This window comes from Clostridium folliculivorans, assembly GCF_024341905.1.
Taxonomy (GTDB): Bacteria; Bacillota; Clostridia; order Clostridiales; family Clostridiaceae; genus Clostridium_AR; species Clostridium_AR folliculivorans.
On record NZ_BQXY01000009.1, the window covers coordinates 89,122 to 109,509 of the forward strand.

Here is a 20,388-nt window from a genome sequence, read left to right on the forward strand (position 1 = left end):
AATATGGCAATATTCAGAGACCATGCTGAAAATCCAGTTGAACACGATAGAGCTATAGAAGATAGAAGAAGACATAGGCAGTTAGTTGAAAAGTCTATAAAAGAAAATTTAGGAGATATACTTTCAGAGGAAAGTATAATCGGAGAATCAAAAAATAAGAAGTTCAAAATCCCTATAAGGGGAATAAAAGAATATCAATTTGTATACGGAAATAATAATGGTGGAGTAGCCAATGGAACTGGCGAAGAAAAAAGAGGCGATAAGGTAGGAAAAGCTTCAGAGCAAGGGGGCAACGGCCCCGGCTCTGCTGGCAACCAAGAAGGTGAAGATGTATATGAGACTGAAATAACTTTGGAAGAGTTATTAGATTATATAGTAGAAGATCTTGACCTACCTAACTTAGATAGAAAGAAGTATTCTGAGATAATTGTAGAAAGTGCTGGAAGAAAAAGAGGTTATCAAAGATACGGAATAAATCCAAGACTTGCTAAAAAGAAGACAGTTATGGCCAAGATAGCTAGAAAGCAAGGCAAGAAAAGGGCACTAGCTGAAATTGGAAAAGGTGAAGAGATTGAAAGATTTCCATTTAGAGAAGAAGATATGAGATATTATAAGGTAAAGAAAAAGCCTAAAAAAGAAAGTAATGCAGTTATGATCTTTATAATGGACGTATCGGGATCAATGGATAATTCAAAGAAGTTTCTTGCTAGATCTTTTTTCTTTGTACTATCTAGGTTTATACGAAGAAAGTATAACAATATAGCTTTTGAGTTTATATCACATACCACATTATCTAAAGTTGTTAATGAATATGAGTTTTTCCACAAAGCTGAATCTGGTGGAACTTATATATCTTCAGGGCTTAACAAAGCCTTAGAGCTTATAAAGGAGAAGTATAATCCAGATATGTGGAATATATATCCTTTCTATGCTTCAGATGGTGATAACTGGAGTGAAGATAATGAAAGAGCGATAAAAGCAGTAAATGATCTATGTGAAATAAGTAATTTATTTGGTTATGCAGAACTGTTGCCTTCTACTTATTCTACAACTATGTATTATAGATTTTTGAAGGAAATAAAAAAGAAAAATTTTGCAATGGTTGTAGTGAAAGAAAAGAAAGACCTGTGGAACGCATTGAAATTTATGCTATCTAAGGAGCTTAAGGAGGAAGGGTGATGGATTATACAGTTAGAGAATTAGAAAAATGGAATGTATTAATAGAAGATATGGCAAAGGAAGTAGGTCTTGATTTCTACCCTCAAGAATTTGAAATAATAGGGTACAATGAAATGTTAAGCTACGAGGCTTATGTAGGAATGCCATCAAGATATCCTCATTGGAGTTACGGGAAAGCCTATGAGAAAAACAGAACACTATATTCACTAAATCTCACTGGATTACCTTACGAAATGGTAATAAACTCTAATCCAAGCTTGGCATATCTTATGAAGGACAACACATTACTTCTTCAAATATTAACAATGGCTCATGTATATGGACATAATGACTTTTTCAAGAATAACAGATTATTTAAGGAAGGTACTGATGCAGACCATACCTTAGAGATGTTCAAGTTAGATGCTGAGACTGTGAGAAGATATATAAATAATCCTAGCATTGGATATCAGAGGGTTGAAAGGGTTTTAGATGCAGCTCATGCAATAAGATATCAGATTAGTCGCGTTATTGGTGAGAAAAAGATATCACAGAGTGAACAGAGGAGAAGACTTATAGAGGATTATTCAAGAAAAGTTGAAAGCAAGGGAATCTTAGATAGTAATGATCCTATTGAGGAACCAAACTTATCAAAAATTCCTTTAAGTCCGGAAGATGATTTGCTGCAATTCATAATAGATTATGGTGATTTGGAAGATTGGGAGAAGAGTCTTTTAACTATAGTAAGAAGAGAAACATTATACTTCTTACCACAGATTGAAACAAAGACAATGAATGAAGGATGGGCGAGTTTTTGGCATTATAATATACTCAAAAAGCTCAATCTTCCTCAGGAATTGCATTTTGAATTCTTGAAGAGACACAATGATGTAGTTGCTCCGATGCTAGGAGGCTTAAATCCTTATTATGTTGGATTTAGAGTTCTTGAGGATATCGAAAAGAGATATGGCAGAGATAAGATTTTTGAAGTTAGAGCTATTGAAAGAGATAATTCATTTTTAAGAAAATATCTTACTGAAGAATTATGTGCTGAACTTAATTTGTTCCAGTATGCTAAAAAAGGCTTTGATTATGTAGTTGACGAAGTAGCTGATGAGTCAGGGTGGAAGAAAATAAGAGATACTATAGCCACTAACACAGGGGTCGGAAGTATACCGTATATAAGAGTTATAGATTTAAATAGAAGAGATAATACTCTTACTTTAGAACATGTATTTGACGGAAGAGAATTAGATATAGGCTATGCCAAAGAAACCTTAAAGTATGTCCAAGAATTATGGGGCTATAAAGTGGTTTTGGTTACTAAGACCAAAGAACTGCAAGATATATCCATAGTTTGCGATGAAACTAAAAAGATAACAACAAAATAAAAATCGCGGGAAACCGCGGTTTTTCATTTTGTGTTTTATGATTGAAGCAGTATGTTAGTACATCTATATAAAGTATAGTTGGTAACAATTGTAATATGTTTGAATATATTAATGTGTGTAGTATTTTTAGGAGAACTTTTATGAAAATAAAGGATAGTGAAACCTTAAAGAATTTGTTAAAGACTTTTGCAGGTGAGTCGAGGGCAAGGAACAAATATAATCTATATGCTGAAAAAGCAAGGCATGAGGGCTTTATTTGGATAGGTCAAGTTTTTGATTTAACTGCATCAAATGAGTATGCTCATGCAAGGGAAGTATGGGCAAAGTACTTAGGTATGGTGAAATCAACAGAAGAAAATCTGTTAGATGCAATGGAAGGTGAAGGCCAAGAAACTGAAAAGATCTATAAGGAATTCGAAGAAGTAGCTAGAAAAGAGGGGTTTGAAGCTATTGCAGACTTCTATAAGGAACTCAGAGAGGTAGAAGAAAGCCATAGAGAGAGATTTAAAGATGTATATGATAAGGTGAAGAGCGGAACTGTATTTAAATCTAGCACTGAATCAGTTTGGAGATGTATGAATTGCGGCTATATTTATGAAGGAAAACAAGTTCCAGAAGTGTGTCCTTTATGTAAGTTTCCTAGAGCGTATTTTGAGCCACTTCCAGAATGTTAAGATAAATAGGAGGAAAATAGCATGAAATTTTCTTACGCAGATGAATACTTTTTTCCAGTTGTTATGAAGAATATAGAGTTGTTTGATTTTGTTGACAACGAAACAGAGGAAGAACTTTTAAGAAGAAAGAAAGATGAAAATCTATATAATGAACTTTTTAAGACTGTAGATGATGAGTTTATAGATGAATTATTGCGAAGTAACATATAAAATGTACTGGCTTGTTCTTTATTGAGCAAGCCAATGCATTTTTGTAGAAATTACTATAAAGTTAGCGTTTTTTGTAAGGAATTAAATAATAAATAATTTAATATATTGTTATGATAGCAATAATAGGGTGATTGAATGGAAAGCTATAAAGAGTTATTTGATTCATATTTTATTGAGGTAAACAATTTAACTGATCTCTTAACAAAATACGTTAATTCATATAGATTGCTTATAGGTGGTGCAGGTGAACTCAATGGAATTGCACTTGCTAGAAAAAAAGAAGTAAGAGATGCCATAAAGAGGGCTAATCAGCTTGGTGATATTATAGACGTACTACTTAATGTTATTCAAAGTGTTGAGTGCTGCTATCTTGATTACATACGAATCAAAGCAGATGTAATTGCATTAAAAACTGCCCAGAAATCTATAATACTTACAGAGATAGATAATGAGTTGTTATTCCAAAATTCAAGTGGAGGTCCTGGACAAAATGGTCCTGGAGGAAGGCAACCTATTCATCCGCCAAATACGAGAAAGAAGCGCAAAAAGAAAAAAGATGAAAAAGATGATGGTAATGATCATGATGAAGATAGAGATGTTGAAAATGATGACTGCGAGCCTTGTGAAGATAATGATAGGGACCATGAAGAGGGATATTGTGAAGAACATCATGAGGATGAAGATGGTGGAAAGGATTTTGAACATGATTAAAGGACCTATTAGGTCCTCTAATCTGTTATTGTATATTAAAGTTTTTTTAGTTTAAAATTCGATATCATTAGATAAGAGAAGATTAACATTAGGATTACAGGTAAAGCCATTGGTACAGTATATCTTGTTGTAATAAGAGAGAATATAGCCATTAAACTACCTGCTATTGTTATTGGAACTCCTCTAAATACACCATCAAATTCAGCTAAATTATATCTAGCTAATCTAAAAGCTCCACAAATAGGGAATATAATAAGAGCACAATATCCTAATAAGCCTTTTGGACCAAAGCTATTGAAACTAAATTGCGAATAAATTAATATAGAAGGAGCTACTCCGAAAGATACTAAATCTGCTAAAGAATCTAGTTCTTTACCTAGCTCACTAGATACATTAAGAAAACGCGCAACTCTTCCATCATATCTATCAATAAGTGCAGCTATAATTACAAATATTGCTGCTAAAAAATAATCTTCATTTAGCGTTGCAAGTATTGAGAATACTCCAAAAGATAAATTTGCAAATGTAAAGAAATTGGGTATACTACTTTTTCTCATATAATCACTCCTAGTAAAATAAATATAATTCCATCATCAATAAATAATTATAACTCATTTTTAATAAAAGTATAAGAGGTAAAATATCATATATTCATCATTAAATGTAGATATTTAATGATTTTTACTTGTTTTACTAACAAAATACCATTTGCACACTGTGTAAATCTATAATAATCTTGAAATTGGCTATAATATATTATGATATATCAAAAGTTCAAAAATATTTACTTTGAAAATATAAATTATATAATGAATAACTATATATGAAAATTAATTATTTCCATAAGCACTTGGTTATAAATTAAATTAAATTAGTTAATAACACATTAGTACATAAAAATTGTTAATTAAACAGTTTGATATTTGATATTTGGAATAAATAACTAATATATTATAATTAAAATCAAAATCTCAGGCTGGTAGGACAACCTCGACATAAGTTTATAATTCTGCTATAATGTTTAATGATTGATTTTAAAAAGAATATGATGTAAAAAATGCAATAATTTTACATAGTGTTATTATGGAGGTATTCTATGAGAAAGGTGAAATTTATATATAATCCATTTTCAGGTGAAAATGTTATTCTAGATGAATTAGATAAAGTTATAAGTATACATCAAGAATATGGATATATAATTGTTCCCTACAGAATAAATAAAGAATCGGATATATCAGAAGCTCTAGCTGATATTAATGAAGAATATTACTACATTTTGGTAGCTGGTGGAGATGGAACTGTGGACTCACTAGTGAACGCTATGAAGTCTAAAAATATAGATTTGCCAATTGGAATATTACCAGTGGGAACTGCAAATGATTTTGCAAAATTTTTAGATATACCATCAGATGTAGGAGCTGCTTGTAAGAAAATATTAGATAGTTCTCCTAAGCCTGTAGATATAGGCAAAATAAATGACAAGTATTTTATAAATGTAGCAAGCACAGGTCTATTTACTGATGTTTCTCAAAAAACTGATGAAAACTTAAAAAATATGATAGGTAAGCTTGCCTATTACTTAAAAGGTTTTGAACAATTGCCTAATTTCAGAAAACTTAAGGTTAAAATTTCATCTAAAGAATTAGAGTATGATGGACATATGTATCTGATGTTAGTGTTTAATGGTCAAACAGCAGGAAATTTCAAATTAGCTGCTAGAGCTGATGTTATGGATGGTTACTTAGATGTAATAGTATTTAAAGCTGTATCTATAAAGGATTTAATACCTTTATTTATAAGAGTTATAAGAGGGGAACATTTAGATGATCCTAATGTCATATATTATAAGACTAAAGAAGTTACCATAGAGACAGATGAAGATATCGTTACTGATATAGACGGTGAAAAAGGTCCGGGATTTCCGTTACGCTTAGAATGTGTTGAAGGTGGCATAAAGGTTTTAGGAATAAATTAAATAATACATTAATAAATTATAAGTAAGAGTTTCTTTAAGCTTTGTAGGTAATATCATAAATAAAAAGCTATATTAGCTTCTCTTTTATTACTTGTAGTAATGAGAGCGATAAATTAAGATTTATGAATACTTAAGGCTAAGAACCAAAATATTAAGAGGTGTGATATGGTAGGGGTATATCTATACTTTGTAATATTATTACTTATAATTTTTTTATGCATGTTTATATTAGACAAGCTGTTAAGATGGGCGCCTATAAAAATTAAAATAGTATCAATCTTTATGATCCTATTTGTTGTGTTAAGGTATATTACTTTAATATTACTTGCAATATTGGAAGACCAGAAATATGTATATTATATTAAGTACTTAGTTTTTCTACAGTATGTTTATATTCCAGTGATTTTGTATATTATATATTATATTTGTAGAAGAAATGATAAGATTAAATTTTCTACTACTTACGGAATTATAGCAGCCTTAACGATATTTTACTCTATACTTTTGGCTGTTTACGAGCCTAAAATAAGTATATCGTTAAGATTTGGATATATAATTATGTTAAAATCAGAATATATCTTTACATTAGCGTTTATTGTTATTCCAACAATAATTTTAGTCCTATCTATTTTGGCTTTAGATACAAACTTTGTAAATAAGCCTGGAATTAGAATGACTATAATTGCAACCGTATTTATAATATTAGATAACTTAGTAAAGCTTTTCGGAGTAAGCTTGTATCCTTATACCATTATAAGTGAACTAGTGACTTTGCTAGTATTTAATTATTGTATTGGGTTGTTTAAGAAGTTATATTGATATAGTTAATTTTAAAACAAGTACTATGTTTAAAGCATCGGATGTATAACAACTTAATTTAAACACATTTTTTAACAGCACTAAAATAAAAAAGAACCAATATTGATAAAAAACATATTTAAAGTATGTTTTTTATCAATATTAAGGTTCTTTTTTCAATTCTAATGTACTCTTTTGTTTTTTACATTTGTAGAATTGCTTCTTGTATTAGTATTTTTGTCAGATTTCTTACTAAAACTTTTCACATCATTACTATGACCTTTTTCAGAAGTTTTAGTACTATGTGCTACGTTAGATGACTTATTATTGTTTTTTATGTTAGAAGAATCAGGTCTATTTGGTTTTTTACCACTACTTTTATGGTTTCTTTCCTTAGCTGGAGTCCAATCTATTAGACAGTTCTTATCTTTACCAATGAGATCTTCTCTTCCAGCTTTAAGTAATGCTTTTTTTACTAGAGAATGGTTTTTTGGAACTGCAAACTGCAACAATGCTCTCTGCATACTTTTTTCTTCTTGAGTCTTTGGTGTATACACAGTTTCACCAGTAAAAGGATTCACTCCAGTATGATATATTGTTGTTGATATACTTCCTGGTGTTGGGTAAAAATCCTGTACCTGCTCTGGAGTATAACCCATTTCTTTTATATAAAGAGATAATTCTATGGCAGCTTTTAGGTCACTTCCAGGATGCGAGCTCATAAGATAAGGAACTAAAAATTGTTTCTTTCCTATCTTCTCATTTACTTGATAGTATTTCTTTACAAATCTATCATAGACTTCTCTTGTAGGTTTTCCCATTTGAGCCAATACCTTATCGCTAACATGCTCAGGAGCAACTTTTAGTTGTCCGCTTATATGATGTTTGCAAAGTTCGGAGAAAAACTCGTTATTTTTGTCGTGAATTAAATAGTCATATCTTATTCCAGAACGGATAAATACCTTCTTAATGCCTGGCAAAGTTCTAACTCGTCTAAGCACTCCTAAGTATTCGCTATGATCGGTGATAAGATTGCTACAAGGTTTTGGGAACATACACTGCTTATCTTTACAAGTTCCAAATTTCTCTTGCTTCTTACAGGATTTATGCCTAAAGTTAGCAGTAGGACCACCTATGTCATGTATGTATCCTTTAAAGTCATCTAGAGTAGTAAGAAGCTTTGCTTCATCTACTATTGAGTTTCCACTTCTATTCTGTATTATTCTTCCCTGATGGAAGGTTAAAGCACAGAAAGAACATGAACCATAACAGCCACGATGACTTGTAATTGAAAATTTAACTTCATTTATAGCTGGGATACCACCTTTTGCTTCATATATAGGATGATACGTTCTAGTGTATGGAAGATTATATGTTATATCCATCTCTTCTTCAGTTAAAGGAAGCTGAGGAGGATTTTGGACTAGATATCTATCTCCATGGGGTTGAATAACGGTCTTGCCTATTATTGGATCTTGTTCGTAAGATTCTAATTTGTAGCTTTCACCATAGGCTTCCTTACTATTAGCAGTTTCTTCAAAGGAAGGAACTAATACATACCCGTTAAGATCGTTTATGTCTTTAGTTAGATAGCATGTTCCTCTTACATCGGTAATCTTTTTTACATCCATACCGTAAGACAAAAGATTAGCTATTTGGACTATGGTCTTTTCACCCATGCCATAGCTCAATAAATCAGCCTTTGAGTCTAGAAGTATGCTTCTTCTTACTTTGTTGTCCCAGTAATCATAGTGAGAGAATCTTCTAAGTGATGCTTCAATTCCTCCAATAACTATAGGAATATCTTTAAATGCTTCTCTTATTCTGTTGCAATAAACAATAACTGCTCTATCCGGTCTATGATCTGCTTCACCACCTGGTGAGTAGAGGTCATCTCTTCTTTTTTTCTTTGCAGCAGTATAGTGGTTTACCATAGAATCAATATTTCCTGAGTTTACTAAAAAACCATATTTGGGTCTGCCTAATCTCTTAAAGTCCTCAGAATCGTGCCAATTTGGTTGAGGTATTATTCCAACTGTAAAGCCATTTGCCTCTAAGGTTCTTCCAATTATAGCAGTACCAAAGGAAGGATGGTCTACATAAGCGTCACCAGTAACTATTATAAAATCCAATTGCTCTATATTACGTCTTTTTAAATCTTCTCTACTAATAGGTAAAAATTCTTTTGATAAATTCATTATAAGACTCCTTAGATTAATATTATAAATGATATATTTTGAATCTATACTCAAATCATATATATTAACGATAGACTAAATGTTGTCAATAGATTTAATTTTGTTCAATTTATGTATAATTATATCTTTGTCACTAAGTTATATTATCATAACAAAGCATAAAAGAAAAGAAACGAATTATGGTATAAAGCTGAATCATTTTAGTCTTAAAATATAAATTCTATTATGAAGGGGACAACCATACATATTTATATAAAGTATTTAGAGGGAAAAAGAAATTGATGTAGAAGTAAAGAGGTATCACTTCAGCGGAAAGCTATTTTTTATAGTTGATAAACTGCTGAAATAAAGACGAAACACTTCAATCCATATATATTAATAGAAATTTATGTACAATCAAATGTAAACCTTTAAACTGGAGGTAAATTATGCTTATTAAGACAAAGTTGTTCAAAAGATTATTTTTTGTATATTCGATAATAATATTCGCATCTCTTTCTAGTCTCTCTATATTTTTCATTAATAAGATTACTAAAAATATTAAACAACAGCAGCAGTATTTAAATAGGAAGGTAGTAGAGGATACAAATCAGTACCTAAATAGTCAGATAGAAAATACAAGAACTCAAATAAATGAGCTTTACAGTGATAATCAAGAGATGGGGGATATAATATTCTATTTAAATAATCCTCTTGATATTTATATAAAAAATAAGCTAGATACATATGCTAAAAGTGATAAATTGACTTATAGCGGTGTGGATTCATTTGTCAAAGGTTGTTACGCTAATAATGCCAATATTGATAAGATATGTTTGATAAGCTTTAAACAAAATTTAGCAAGCATTTATGATTCCAAAGGCTATGTAAATAACTATAACATTATGGATAATAACTATGGGTTAATACATTGGGAAGAAAGTGAAAATAGTGTAATTGAGATATTAAAAAGTAAAAGTAAAGCGTTAAATTCCTATTATTATTCGGTTAATTATGTTATAAACCCAGATAACTTACAGAAAGTTGGAATGATAGTAGCTACTTATAGAATGGATGAATTAGATCAAATATACAAAGGATATGATATTGATCAGAATGAACTAATTGTAATGAACAATGAAGGAGAGGTCATATATGATTCTTCTCAGAAGTATGTGAATAAATTTTATCCTTATTTCTCTAAGATAGGAAGTGGTAGTGAAAGTATCAAATTAGATACCCCTTCTTATGTTGATTTTAAACCAAATACAGCAGGTTTGATAATTTTGAGTATTATACCTGAAAATGCAATTCTAAATAAAACAAAGATATTCATAGAAACAATCATTATTGCAGTTACAGCTTTAATAATATTAAGTGAAATAATAGTGTATTTGAAAATTAAAAAACTAGAAAGAAGAACTATGAATATTGTTAATGCAATAGATAATGTAAAACAAGGAGATTTTAAAACAAGCATTCCAATTGAAAAAGAAGATGATGAGATTAACTTGATAGCTCAAAGTTTTAACACAATGTGTTGTACATTAGATGAGTATATTAAAAAAGTATATCTTTCTGAAATAAAGCAAAAAAATACAGAAATTATTGCACTGCAAAATCAGATAAATCCACATTTTTTATATAATACCTTAGAGTCAATCAGAATGAAAGCTATTATTAATGGTGATAAAGAAGTTGGTAGAATGCTTTATAATCTTGCAACATTGTTTAGAAGCGTAGTAAAAGCCAAAAACATTGTTACAATTGGACAAGAAATTGAGTATTGCAAAATGTATCTAGATTTATACAAGTTTAGATATGAGGATAAGTTTCAGTATGAAATTGATTTTGAGTTTGAATTATTAAATAAGCAGATTATTAAATTTATTTTTCAACCAATAATTGAAAATTTTCTTATTCATGGGATGGATCTAGGAATCACAGATAATTTTTTAATGATTAAAGGTAGAAAATCTCAAGAAGATATTATTATAACTATAGAGGATAACGGTAAAGGATTAGAAGAAGAACAAATAAGAAAATTGAATGAGAGTATAAAATCACCTAGTGAAACGAAAAACTCCATAGGTTTAGCTAATGTACATGAAAGGATTGTACTAGTCTATGGTGAGAAATATGGCTTAGAAGTTATGGAAGGCATGGAAAGAGGAATAAAGGTTATGATTAAGATACCTGATAAGGAGGTAGAAGAATTTGTACAAGGTAATGTTGGTTGATGATGAAAAGCTTATAGTAGATGGGCTAGAATGTATAATTGATTGGGGAAAATTGGGGCTTGAGGTTGCCTGCAAAGCTGCAAGTGGCACTGAGGCTCTGGAAATGTTTAATAAGAGAAATGTAGAAGTTATAATAACTGATATTACTATGCCTAATATGGATGGATTAAAATTAATTGAGGAAATAAAAAAAGTAAATTCAAAAACAAAGTTTATTATGCTGAGTGGATATGATGATTTTCAATATGCTAAGAAGGCAATTTCAATAGGAGTAGAAAACTATATATTAAAACCCATAAATGAAGAAGAATTAGAAGCTTCACTGAAAATGACAGTAGAAAAGATAAAGCGAGAAAAGGAAAGCCCAAGGTTCAAAAACCAAGAGATAGAGACTATAAAAGAAAACATATACAATAGATGGGTTACAAATAAGATAAGTGGATATGAACTTGAAGAGAGAGGATTCATTTTAGAGTTGAATCTTAAATATGAGAATTATTGTGCGGCATTAATCAAATTAAGAAATAACAAAAAAAGAAACTGTACCATGTTGCTAAATATAATTAAAAAGCGAATGAAGTTTGATAATATTGATTTCTTTAAAGATTTTGAGGATAACATTGTTATTTTATCAGGATGGAATGATAGTGAATCATCACAAGAAGATTTTGAGCAGATTTTAGTGAGAATTAGGGAGTATATAAAGAATGAATTAAATGAAGATGTGTTCATAACTGTTGGGGAAGTGGAGAGATTTAGTTGGAATGCTTATAAGTCCTATGAAAGAGCAAAAAAGCTTCAAAGCTATTTATTGATATATGGTTTTAATAAGATAATTAATGGAGCAAGTCTGTTACAAAGGTATAATAATCCTGAACATATATCGAAAGTTAATCTAGAGGATTTCTCAAAGGTTCTTATGAAAAAGGATAGGAATGATCTTGAAACCTATATAACAGAAATATTTAAGCGCATTGAAGGTAATGAAACTTTTGCGCCAGCTTTAGTTCAGGATGTAGCTGTGACAATGATGATGATTATAAGTAGAACTATGAAAGAACTCAATATTGGACATGAATATGACTATAATAGCATAAGCAGGATGGTGCTTTCAGTATGTAATATGGAAACACTTGAAGAGGTTACAGAGTGCATAAAAGAGGAGAGCTTAAAAGCTTTGGATATTATTGATGCAAATAGTTTTAAATTTAGTCCAGTAATTCAGCAAATAATAGACTATATCAAACATAATTTTGCAAAGGAGCTTTCCTTAAAAATCTTAGCAGATCAGTTTAATATAAATACTTCTTATCTTGGTCAATTGTTTTCAAAAGAAGTTGGCATAAGTTTTTCTGATTACTTAAATAAGATAAGAAACGAAAAAGCCAAGGAACTGCTTTTAAACACAAATATGAAAATAAATGAAATTGCTGAAACTATAGGATATTTAGATACAAGCTATTTTTATAAGAAATTTAAGAAGTATTATGGCGTTTGTCCTAATACCTTAAGAAGTAGTAAAAATTATTTTATTAGCTAATAAGTAAACTGAAATAAGTACAATAAATCTATAGATTATCAACTATAAACCATATTTATGGCATGTTATATTTAACTCAAAGCCTAGTTCTTTATAGATTTTAAGGAGGTTATGAGTATGCGGAGGTTTTTTAGGCGGTTAAAGACTAACAAAGAACTTTTGCTATTAGCTATGCCAGGAGCGATATGGTTTATTGTTTTTTCTTATATTCCAATGGCAGGTGCAGTTATAGCATTTAAGAGATTTAAAATTAGTGGAGGCTTTATAGAAAGTCTTATCAAAAGTAAGTGGGTAGGCTTTGATAATTTTAAGTTCTTATTTAAGAGCAGTGATGCATGGATTATAACGAGAAATACAGTGTTGTACAACTTGGTGTTCATTTTTTTAGGAATAATTTTACCAATTTGTATAGCCATAGCTCTAAATGAACTTACGAGAAAAAGATTAGCTAAGTTTTATCAAAGCTCGATGTTTCTGCCATATTTTTTATCATGGGTTGTTGTAAGCTATTGCTTATTTACATTTCTCAGTCCAGAACAGGGATATATAAATGGTTTAATGAAGCAGTTCGGAAAGGATGGAGTTTCGTGGTATAGCCAAGCGAAGTATTGGCCATTGATTCTGATACTTGTAAGTCAATGGAAAGGTATTGGTTACAATACAGTTGTTTATATGGCTTCCATTTGTAGTATAGATAAAACTTACTATGAGGCAGCTATGATTGATGGTGCATCAAAAGCACAACAAATAAGATATATCACAATTCCGTTACTTAAACCAGTTATAACAATTTTATTTATACTTGCAATTGGAAAGGTATTCAATGCTGATTTTGGATTGTTTTATCAAGTGCCAATGAACTCAGGAGCATTGTATCCAGTAACCAATGTAATAGATACTTATGTATATAGAGCTCTAATGAACATGGGAGATATAGGAATGAGTTCAGCAGCAGCATTATATCAATCTTTTGTTGGGTTAATCCTTATCGTTGTTACTAATAAAATAGTTAAAAAAATAGATAGTGAAAATGCACTATTTTAGGGGGTGGGATTGATGTTAAAAAGTATACTAAAGGTAGAGAGTAGTCCAGAGGAGTTAAAGTTTAACCGTATTAAGAATAGTACAAGCATAATTATTCATATAATTATGATTATTCTCGCGGTTATTTGCATTCTTCCATTTGTATTTGTAGTTATTATTTCACTTACAAGTGAAAAATCTTTGCAACATAATGGTTATAGGTTTATTCCGAAGGAGTGGAGTTTCAATGCATATCAATATTTGATGGGTGCAGGAAGTCAGCTTATGAAATCTTATGGAGTAACAATTTTAGTTACTATACTTGGAACTGTAATCGGTTTAATAATGATTTCTTCTTATGCATACGTCCTTTCAAGGAGAACCTTTGTATTCAAGGGCTTTTTTACAAAATTGGCCTTTATTCCAATGCTCTTTAGTGGAGGGATGGTATCTTCTTATCTTGTAATGGTAAGGTTTCTTCATTTAAAAAACACCATATGGGCACTTATTTTACCACTTGCTATGAATACTTGGTACGTAATTATATTAAGAACCTTTTTTAAGACTTCTGTTCCAGAGGCAATTATTGAATCAGCTAAAATTGATGGAGCAAGTGAGTTTAGAACCTTCTTCCAAATTGTATTACCAATGTCTTTACCAGGAATAGCAACCATAAGTCTTTTCTTAACCTTAGGTTATTGGAATGATTGGTTTAACGCAATGTTGTACATTGACAAAGAGAGCTTAATACCACTTCAATATTTACTTATTCGTATAGAGAATAGTATGGAATTCTTAACGAGTACTAAGATGTTAGGGGTGAATGCTATTGGCATAACTCAAAATCTACCAAAAGAAACGGCAAAGATGGCAATGGTGGTATTGTCAACTTTACCGATAGTATGTGCTTATCCATTCTTCCAAAGGTATTTTGTAAAAGGATTAACTATTGGAGCTGTAAAAGAATAGTAAAAATATAAATAAAGGAGAATTAATATGTATTACGTTTTTGAGAGAATTCAGAAGATATGCAATGAGTTAAAAAGTCATGTTTATAAAAATAAAGTATCAATAAATAGTTATAAAATGTTAGAAGGAAAATACTTGAACATAGAAGCGGTTGAGAAGGCTCAGGGACAATGGAGAAATTTTGAAACCGGAGATTTATGGGGAGGGAGAGATCGTCACTGTTGGTTTAGGACAAAGGTACAGGTACCAGTAGAATTTCAAGGACAAACTATCGCCTTAAATTTAAAAACCTTTGATGAAGGTTGGGATGCTGTGAATCCTCAATTTATTCTATATATTGATGGAGAGCATATTCAAGGGTTAGACATAAATCATAGAGAAGTTATACTGACTGATAGTGCTGAAGCTGGAAAAGTATACAATGTAGATCTACATGCCTATGGTGGAATGGTGGCAGATAGAAAAGCTAGCTTATACGGAGAGTTGGTATTGGTAGATAAGCTTATAAGAGAGTTATATTTCAATATTCAGGTTCCTATTTGGGTTTGTGAGAAGCTTAGTAAAGAGGATAAACGAAGAATAGATATGTTAAACGTGCTTAACGAGGCAGTAAATATTCTAGATCTTAGAAAAGTTTATTCTAATGAATATTATAAATCTGTCAGTGAAGCTAATGAGTTTTTGAAAATAGAGTTTTACGAAAAGCTTTGTGGTAAAGAAGATGTAATTGCGACTTGTGTAGGGCACACACATATCGATGTAGCTTGGCAATGGACTGTGGCACAAACAAGAGAAAAGGCAGCGAGAAGTTTTTCTACAGTGCTTAAGCTTATGGAACAATATCCAGAGTATAAGTTTATGTCAAGTCAACCAGTGCTATATAAGTTTTTAAAGGAAGACTATCCTAAAGTGTATGAAAAGGTAAAGGAAAAAGTGAAAGAAGGAGTTTGGGAACCAGAAGGAGCGATGTGGCTTGAAGCAGATTGTAATGTAACTTCAGGTGAATCGTTGGTAAGACAAATTTTATTTGGAAAGAGATTTTTTGAAAAAGAGTTTGGTGTGAAAAATGAAATTTTGTGGCTTCCAGATGTATTTGGTTACAGTGCGGCTCTTCCACAGATCTTGAAAAAATCTGATATTAACTATTTTATGACCACAAAGATCTCATGGAATCAATTTAACAAAATGCCTTATGATACTTTTATGTGGAAAGGGATAGATGGAACAGAAGTATTAACCCACTTTATTACTACAAAAGACCCATATCAAGATCCAAACATGCACTTTACCACATATAATGGACAAATTCATCCAGGAGCAATAATGGGTGCTTGGGAGAGATATCAGCAAAAAAATATTAATGATGATGTATTAGTTTGCTATGGATTTGGAGATGGTGGTGGTGGAGCCACTTATGAAATGCTTGAGGTTGGAAGAAGGCTTAATAAGGGAATACCTGGTTGTCCAAAAGTTGAAATGGGAACTGCAAAAGATTATTTTAGAAATATGGAGGAAAAAGTTAAGGGGAATAGATATCTTCCTAAATGGTCAGGTGAATTATATCTTGAATATCATAGAGGAACGTATACATCTATGGCAAGAAATAAAAGAGATAATAGACTTTGTGAAAATCTATACGAAGCTAGTGAAAAATTCAATTCCTTTAATACAGTTTTAGGAGGCAGTTACCCACAGGAAGCACTAAACAAGGGATGGGAAAATATACTTCTAAATCAATTTCATGATATACTGCCAGGTTCTTCAATTCAAGAAGTATATGAAGTTACTAAGGAAGAGTATAGAGATTTGCTGGAAAATGGAACATGTACATTAAATAAAGCACTTTCTTCGATAGCAGGAAGAATCAACTTGGATAGGAATGCAGTGGTTGTGTTTAATTCATTATCTTATGAGAGAAATGACATAACAAAATTTTCTGTACCTGAGAATATAGTAAATCCTGTTCTATTTGATGAAGAAGGAAAAAAGGTAATCTGTCAGAGGATTGAAGGTGGAAAGGCAGTATTCTTTGCAAATGGAATTCCAGCTCAAGGTTATAAGACTTATTATATAGTAGATGAGCAAGTGAAGTATTCTGATAGTTTAATTAACATAAATAGTAGTTGTATAGAGAATGATTTTTTCGAAATCTGTTTGGATGAAAAAGGACAAATTGAATGCTTTTATGATAAGAGAAATAATAGAGAATTATTGAAGTCAGGAGAAAAAGGTAATGTGCTTCAGGCGTTTGAAGATAAACCTATGAATTTTGACAATTGGGATATAGACATATTCTATAAAGAAAAAATGTGGAATGTAGATGATATTCAAAAAATTGAAGTAGTTGAAGATGGTCCAGTAAGAGCAGCTTTAAAGGTAGAAAAAAGGTTTTTAGATTCAACAATAATTCAAAAAATATTTGTATATAGAGATATTGATAGAGTTGATTTCGAAACTTATGTGGATTGGAAACAATCGCAGGTATTACTTAAAGTGGCATTTCCTATTGATATAAATACCAATAAAGCTACCTATGAAATTCAATATGGAAATATAGAAAGACCAACCCATAGTAATACGTCCTGGGATGTAGCTAGATTTGAAGTTTGTGGACAAAAGTGGGCAGACATATCAGAAGGCGATTTTGGTGTCAGCTTATTGAATAACTGCAAATATGGACATGATATTCAGGAAGGAACAATGAGGCTAACACTAATAAAGAGTGGAATAGAACCTAATCCTACAACAGATCAGGAAGAACACTATTTTACTTATTCAATATATCCACATAGTGGAGAGTGGAAAGACTCTGAAACTGTTAGTATGGCATATAATCTTAATGTACCACTTTATACAACATTAGAACAGGCACATAAAGGAGAGCTTCCATTAAAATTATCATTCATCAATGTAGATAAAAATAATGTAATGATTGAAGCTGTGAAAAAAGCAGAAGATGGTGATGAATTCATTGTTAGAATGTATGAGTTCCATAATAAAAGAAGTAAAGTAACTATGGAATTCTTTAAGGATATAGTGAGCGTTAATGAATGTAGTCTTATGGAAAAAGATATAAAGGCATTTGATATCAAAGACAATAAGATTGAATTTGTAATAAAACCTTTTGAAATAAAGACTTTTAAAGTACAATTTAAATAAAGCTATAATGGTCTGCCATTGTTTTGGCAGACCATTAATTTTCAATAAGAATGTACATCTATAGTTTGAACAGTAAATATGAAATTCCTACACTTTAAACCTTTTCATGATGAAAATATAATAAGGTTGTAAAGAAAAAAATACATTTATGAGGGGGAATTTTAATGTTAAAATTTAAAAAACTAATAACTCTCACCTTGGTGACTGTGCTAGCTTCAGCCTTCTCCTTAACTGGGTGCTCTGACAAAGAAGAAGCTGCAAATACTAACACAGGACAAACTACAAACTTGATATGGTACACAATAGGTACTCCACAGAAAGATACTGAAAAAGTTCAAGCTGAACTCAATAAGTATCTAAAAGAAAAAATAAATACAACTGTAGAAATTAAGCAAGTGGACTGGGGTGATTACTCGAAGAAAATGCAGGTTGTAATTAATTCGGGAGAGGATTATGATATTTGTTTTACTTGCTCATGGGCAAATGATTATTTACCTAATGCAAGAAGGGGGGCTTTTGCTTCTCTAGATGATCTTCTTGAAAAGTATGGGAAAGAAACAAAAAGTGCAGTTGATCAGAGATTTTGGGATGGAGCAAAAATTGATGGTAAGACATATGCAATACCAACCAATAAAGAGATAGGCGTCGCACCGATGTTCGTATTTACTAAGGAGTATGTAGATAAATATAGTATACCTTATAAGGATATTCATACATTGCAGGATTTGGAACCATGGTTAAAGCTTATAAAAGAAAAGGAGCCAGATGTAGTACCATTCTATACTACAAAGGACTATAGCGTTCCTGTTAAGTTTGATAAAATAGTTGATCCTGTAGGGATTTTTTATACAGATAAATCACTTAAGGCTGCTAACCTATATGAGACAGAAGAGATGAAAAAGCAACTTGAAACTATGAGGAAATACTATCTAGCTGGATATATAAATAAAGATGCGGCAACAACAAGCGATAATAAGGCTGTAAAAAGATTTGTGACAAAGGGAGATGGACAGCCTTTTGCAGAATCTCTATGGGGAAAAGATCTTGGATATCCAGTGGTAGCATCTCCTATTATGGATACTTATATTACAAATGGATCTACAACAGGAGCTATGCAGGCTATATCTGCTAATTCGAAGAATAAAGAGAAAGCAATGCAGTTCTTGAATTTAATGAATACTGACAAGTACGTTAGAAATATTCTGAATTATGGAATTGAAGGCACTCATTATGAAAAGATATCTGACAATAAGATTAAGTTACTTCCTGAAAGTAAGCAGTATCAAGTTCCTTATTTTTCATTAGGAAATCTCTATAAGACATACTTATTGGATGGTGACCCAGATAATAAGTGGGATGAGTTCAAGAAATTTAATGATGCATCTATTCCGGCTGCAGATTTAGGGTTTAATTTTGATACTACTCCTGTGAATACAGAGGTAGCTGGATTGAAAAATGTTCTGGAAGAGTTTGGACCAGCTTTGAACACTGGTTCAGTGGATCCAAATGAATTTTTACCTAAATTGAATGAAAAATTGAATTCAGCTGGAATTGATAAGATAGTTAAGGAGATGCAGAATCAAGCTGATAAGTGGAAAAAATAGATAAGCTTATACAAAAATAAAATGGAATAGCAAGGTTTATAGATGTATCGCTTCATAATGGAATTTATATTTTCCAATTGAAGTGGTACATCTTTATTTTATAGATTTCAATATGAAGTATCTTATATATACATCTATAATATTAAGTAAAGTGTAACAACATGAAGTAAAATGAAGATTTATTGTGAGATTTTAAACTATAGCAGGGTAAATAAATAAATATTCGAAATTTGAGGCTATTAAGTTGCAATTTAGGCTTAAAGTAATATAATATATTATAGAAAGTGATATTTCATTGTTAGGTGAGGCTCCTACAAGAATGCACGCTACTGCCCGGAAACATCGAGAGATGCCAATGGGTCAACAGGTTTTATCGAAGCAAGGTATAACTTAATGTAGCTAGACCATCAGGTCTTAAGTTTTGTAGTGCTAAAACTCAACGTAATGATATTAAGTTGAATTTTAGAGGCCTTAAAGGGCCTTTTTCTATTTTTGCTGTAAAGTATAAAGTTTTATGGAATATAGCCATATATTTCGATGTTTTTATAAGTTTTTATGGCATAAGTAAATTCGTAGAAATGTACTGGAATTATAACGAATACTTAACAATAAATAATTTATTATCAGGGTGGTGAAATTAAATGGAGGGTGGCCCTCATAGTAGGTCGCAAAGAAAAGTAAATAAAGTAATCTTCAATGAGTGGCTTCAGCGAAATTTATCATGAACCTTGTATATGCTCTAGCTAAGGCCCTTATTGG

Annotated in this window: 15 protein-coding genes and 1 riboswitch; of the genes, 13 read left to right on the forward strand and 2 right to left on the reverse strand. The window is 31.1% G+C overall.

Annotated features, from left to right (window positions below):
* Nucleotides 1-3 precede the first annotated feature (3 nt).
* The 5 genes from yhbH (at nucleotide 4) to OCU55_RS19705 (ending at nucleotide 4,144) form a co-directional block, all read left to right on the forward strand.
* Nucleotides 4-1,179, forward strand: coding sequence for a sporulation protein YhbH (gene yhbH / locus OCU55_RS19685; protein ID WP_261854000.1), 1,176 nt, complete (start codon nucleotides 4-6; stop codon nucleotides 1,177-1,179).
* On the forward strand, nucleotides 1,179-2,549 hold the full coding sequence (locus OCU55_RS19690; RefSeq protein ID WP_261854001.1) for a SpoVR family protein: 1,371 nt from the start codon (nucleotides 1,179-1,181) through the stop codon (nucleotides 2,547-2,549). Before yhbH ends, OCU55_RS19690 begins: the two co-directional genes overlap by 1 nt.
* A 140-nt stretch (nucleotides 2,550-2,689) precedes the next feature.
* A complete protein-coding gene (locus OCU55_RS19695) occupies nucleotides 2,690-3,223 on the forward strand; it encodes a rubrerythrin family protein (RefSeq protein WP_261854002.1) in 534 nt (177 codons plus the stop codon).
* Nucleotides 3,224-3,244: 21 nt separating this feature from the next.
* Nucleotides 3,245-3,433, forward strand: a complete 189-nt coding sequence (locus OCU55_RS19700; protein ID WP_261854003.1) for a hypothetical protein — start codon at nucleotides 3,245-3,247, stop codon at nucleotides 3,431-3,433.
* A 135-nt stretch (nucleotides 3,434-3,568) separates the two neighbouring features.
* The gene (locus OCU55_RS19705) at nucleotides 3,569-4,144 is read left to right on the forward strand and encodes a hypothetical protein (protein WP_261854004.1); all 576 of its coding nucleotides are present in this window, start codon (nucleotides 3,569-3,571) and stop codon (nucleotides 4,142-4,144) included.
* A gap of 35 nt (nucleotides 4,145-4,179) precedes the next feature.
* Here OCU55_RS19705 and pssA read toward each other — a convergent pair whose 3' ends face one another.
* Nucleotides 4,180-4,701 carry a CDP-diacylglycerol--serine O-phosphatidyltransferase gene (gene pssA / locus OCU55_RS19710; protein ID WP_261854005.1) on the reverse strand — a complete coding sequence of 174 codons (522 nt, stop codon included), beginning with the start codon at nucleotides 4,699-4,701 and terminating at the stop codon, nucleotides 4,180-4,182.
* Between the two features lie 539 nt (nucleotides 4,702-5,240).
* On the opposite strand from pssA, the gene OCU55_RS19715 reads away from it, so the two are divergent.
* Together OCU55_RS19715 and OCU55_RS19720 are read left to right on the forward strand one after the other, a co-directional pair.
* Nucleotides 5,241-6,119, forward strand: a complete 879-nt coding sequence (locus OCU55_RS19715; protein WP_261854006.1) for a YegS/Rv2252/BmrU family lipid kinase — start codon at nucleotides 5,241-5,243, stop codon at nucleotides 6,117-6,119.
* Between the two features lie 165 nt (nucleotides 6,120-6,284).
* Entirely contained in the window at nucleotides 6,285-6,938 is a 654-nt protein-coding gene (locus tag OCU55_RS19720; protein WP_261854007.1) for a hypothetical protein, read from the forward strand.
* 161 nt (nucleotides 6,939-7,099) lie between these two features.
* Here the strand turns inward: OCU55_RS19720 and OCU55_RS19725 are convergent, their stop codons facing one another.
* Nucleotides 7,100-9,115, reverse strand: coding sequence for a YgiQ family radical SAM protein (locus OCU55_RS19725; protein ID WP_261854008.1), 2,016 nt, complete (start codon nucleotides 9,113-9,115; stop codon nucleotides 7,100-7,102).
* A 428-nt stretch (nucleotides 9,116-9,543) separates the two neighbouring features.
* On the opposite strand from OCU55_RS19725, the gene OCU55_RS19730 reads away from it, so the two are divergent.
* The 6 genes from OCU55_RS19730 to OCU55_RS19755 all read left to right on the forward strand — a co-directional run bounded on the left by OCU55_RS19730 (nucleotide 9,544) and on the right by OCU55_RS19755 (nucleotide 19,629).
* Nucleotides 9,544-11,334, forward strand: a complete 1,791-nt coding sequence (locus OCU55_RS19730) for a sensor histidine kinase (protein WP_261854009.1) — start codon at nucleotides 9,544-9,546, stop codon at nucleotides 11,332-11,334.
* Entirely contained in the window at nucleotides 11,312-12,874 is a 1,563-nt protein-coding gene (locus OCU55_RS19735) for a response regulator transcription factor (RefSeq protein ID WP_261854010.1), read from the forward strand. The genes OCU55_RS19730 and OCU55_RS19735 overlap by 23 nt, the downstream gene beginning before the upstream one ends.
* Nucleotides 12,875-12,991: 117 nt before the next feature.
* A complete protein-coding gene (locus tag OCU55_RS19740) occupies nucleotides 12,992-13,918 on the forward strand; it encodes an ABC transporter permease (protein WP_261854011.1) in 927 nt (308 codons plus the stop codon).
* Nucleotides 13,919-13,930: 12 nt separating this feature from the next.
* Nucleotides 13,931-14,866, forward strand: a complete 936-nt coding sequence (locus OCU55_RS19745) for a carbohydrate ABC transporter permease (protein ID WP_261854012.1) — start codon at nucleotides 13,931-13,933, stop codon at nucleotides 14,864-14,866.
* Between the two features lie 27 nt (nucleotides 14,867-14,893).
* Nucleotides 14,894-18,025, forward strand: coding sequence for an alpha-mannosidase (locus tag OCU55_RS19750; RefSeq protein WP_261854013.1), 3,132 nt, complete (start codon nucleotides 14,894-14,896; stop codon nucleotides 18,023-18,025).
* A gap of 164 nt (nucleotides 18,026-18,189) precedes the next feature.
* Nucleotides 18,190-19,629: an ABC transporter substrate-binding protein gene (locus OCU55_RS19755; protein WP_261854014.1), complete on the forward strand. Its 1,440-nt coding sequence runs from the start codon at nucleotides 18,190-18,192 to the stop codon at nucleotides 19,627-19,629.
* 287 nt (nucleotides 19,630-19,916) lie between these two features.
* A riboswitch (M-box (ykoK) riboswitch) is annotated at nucleotides 19,917-20,082 on the forward strand.
* Nucleotides 20,083-20,388: the final 306 nt, after the last annotated feature.

Coding starts and splice junctions, on each gene's coding strand:
- OCU55_RS19720 (WP_261854007.1), top strand. CDS start 6,285: ATGGTAGGGGTATATCTATACTTTGTAATATTATTACTTATAATTTTT.
- OCU55_RS19755 (WP_261854014.1), top strand. CDS start 18,190: ATGTTAAAATTTAAAAAACTAATAACTCTCACCTTGGTGACTGTGCTA.
- yhbH (WP_261854000.1), top strand. CDS start 4: ATGGCAATATTCAGAGACCATGCTGAAAATCCAGTTGAACACGATAGA.
- OCU55_RS19695 (WP_261854002.1), top strand. CDS start 2,690: ATGAAAATAAAGGATAGTGAAACCTTAAAGAATTTGTTAAAGACTTTT.
- OCU55_RS19690 (WP_261854001.1), top strand. CDS start 1,179: ATGGATTATACAGTTAGAGAATTAGAAAAATGGAATGTATTAATAGAA.
- OCU55_RS19725 (WP_261854008.1), bottom strand. CDS start 9,115: ATGAATTTATCAAAAGAATTTTTACCTATTAGTAGAGAAGATTTAAAA.
- OCU55_RS19745 (WP_261854012.1), top strand. CDS start 13,931: ATGTTAAAAAGTATACTAAAGGTAGAGAGTAGTCCAGAGGAGTTAAAG.
- OCU55_RS19715 (WP_261854006.1), top strand. CDS start 5,241: ATGAGAAAGGTGAAATTTATATATAATCCATTTTCAGGTGAAAATGTT.
- OCU55_RS19750 (WP_261854013.1), top strand. CDS start 14,894: ATGTATTACGTTTTTGAGAGAATTCAGAAGATATGCAATGAGTTAAAA.
- OCU55_RS19740 (WP_261854011.1), top strand. CDS start 12,992: ATGCGGAGGTTTTTTAGGCGGTTAAAGACTAACAAAGAACTTTTGCTA.
- OCU55_RS19700 (WP_261854003.1), top strand. CDS start 3,245: ATGAAATTTTCTTACGCAGATGAATACTTTTTTCCAGTTGTTATGAAG.
- pssA (WP_261854005.1), bottom strand. CDS start 4,701: ATGAGAAAAAGTAGTATACCCAATTTCTTTACATTTGCAAATTTATCT.
- OCU55_RS19730 (WP_261854009.1), top strand. CDS start 9,544: ATGCTTATTAAGACAAAGTTGTTCAAAAGATTATTTTTTGTATATTCG.
- OCU55_RS19705 (WP_261854004.1), top strand. CDS start 3,569: ATGGAAAGCTATAAAGAGTTATTTGATTCATATTTTATTGAGGTAAAC.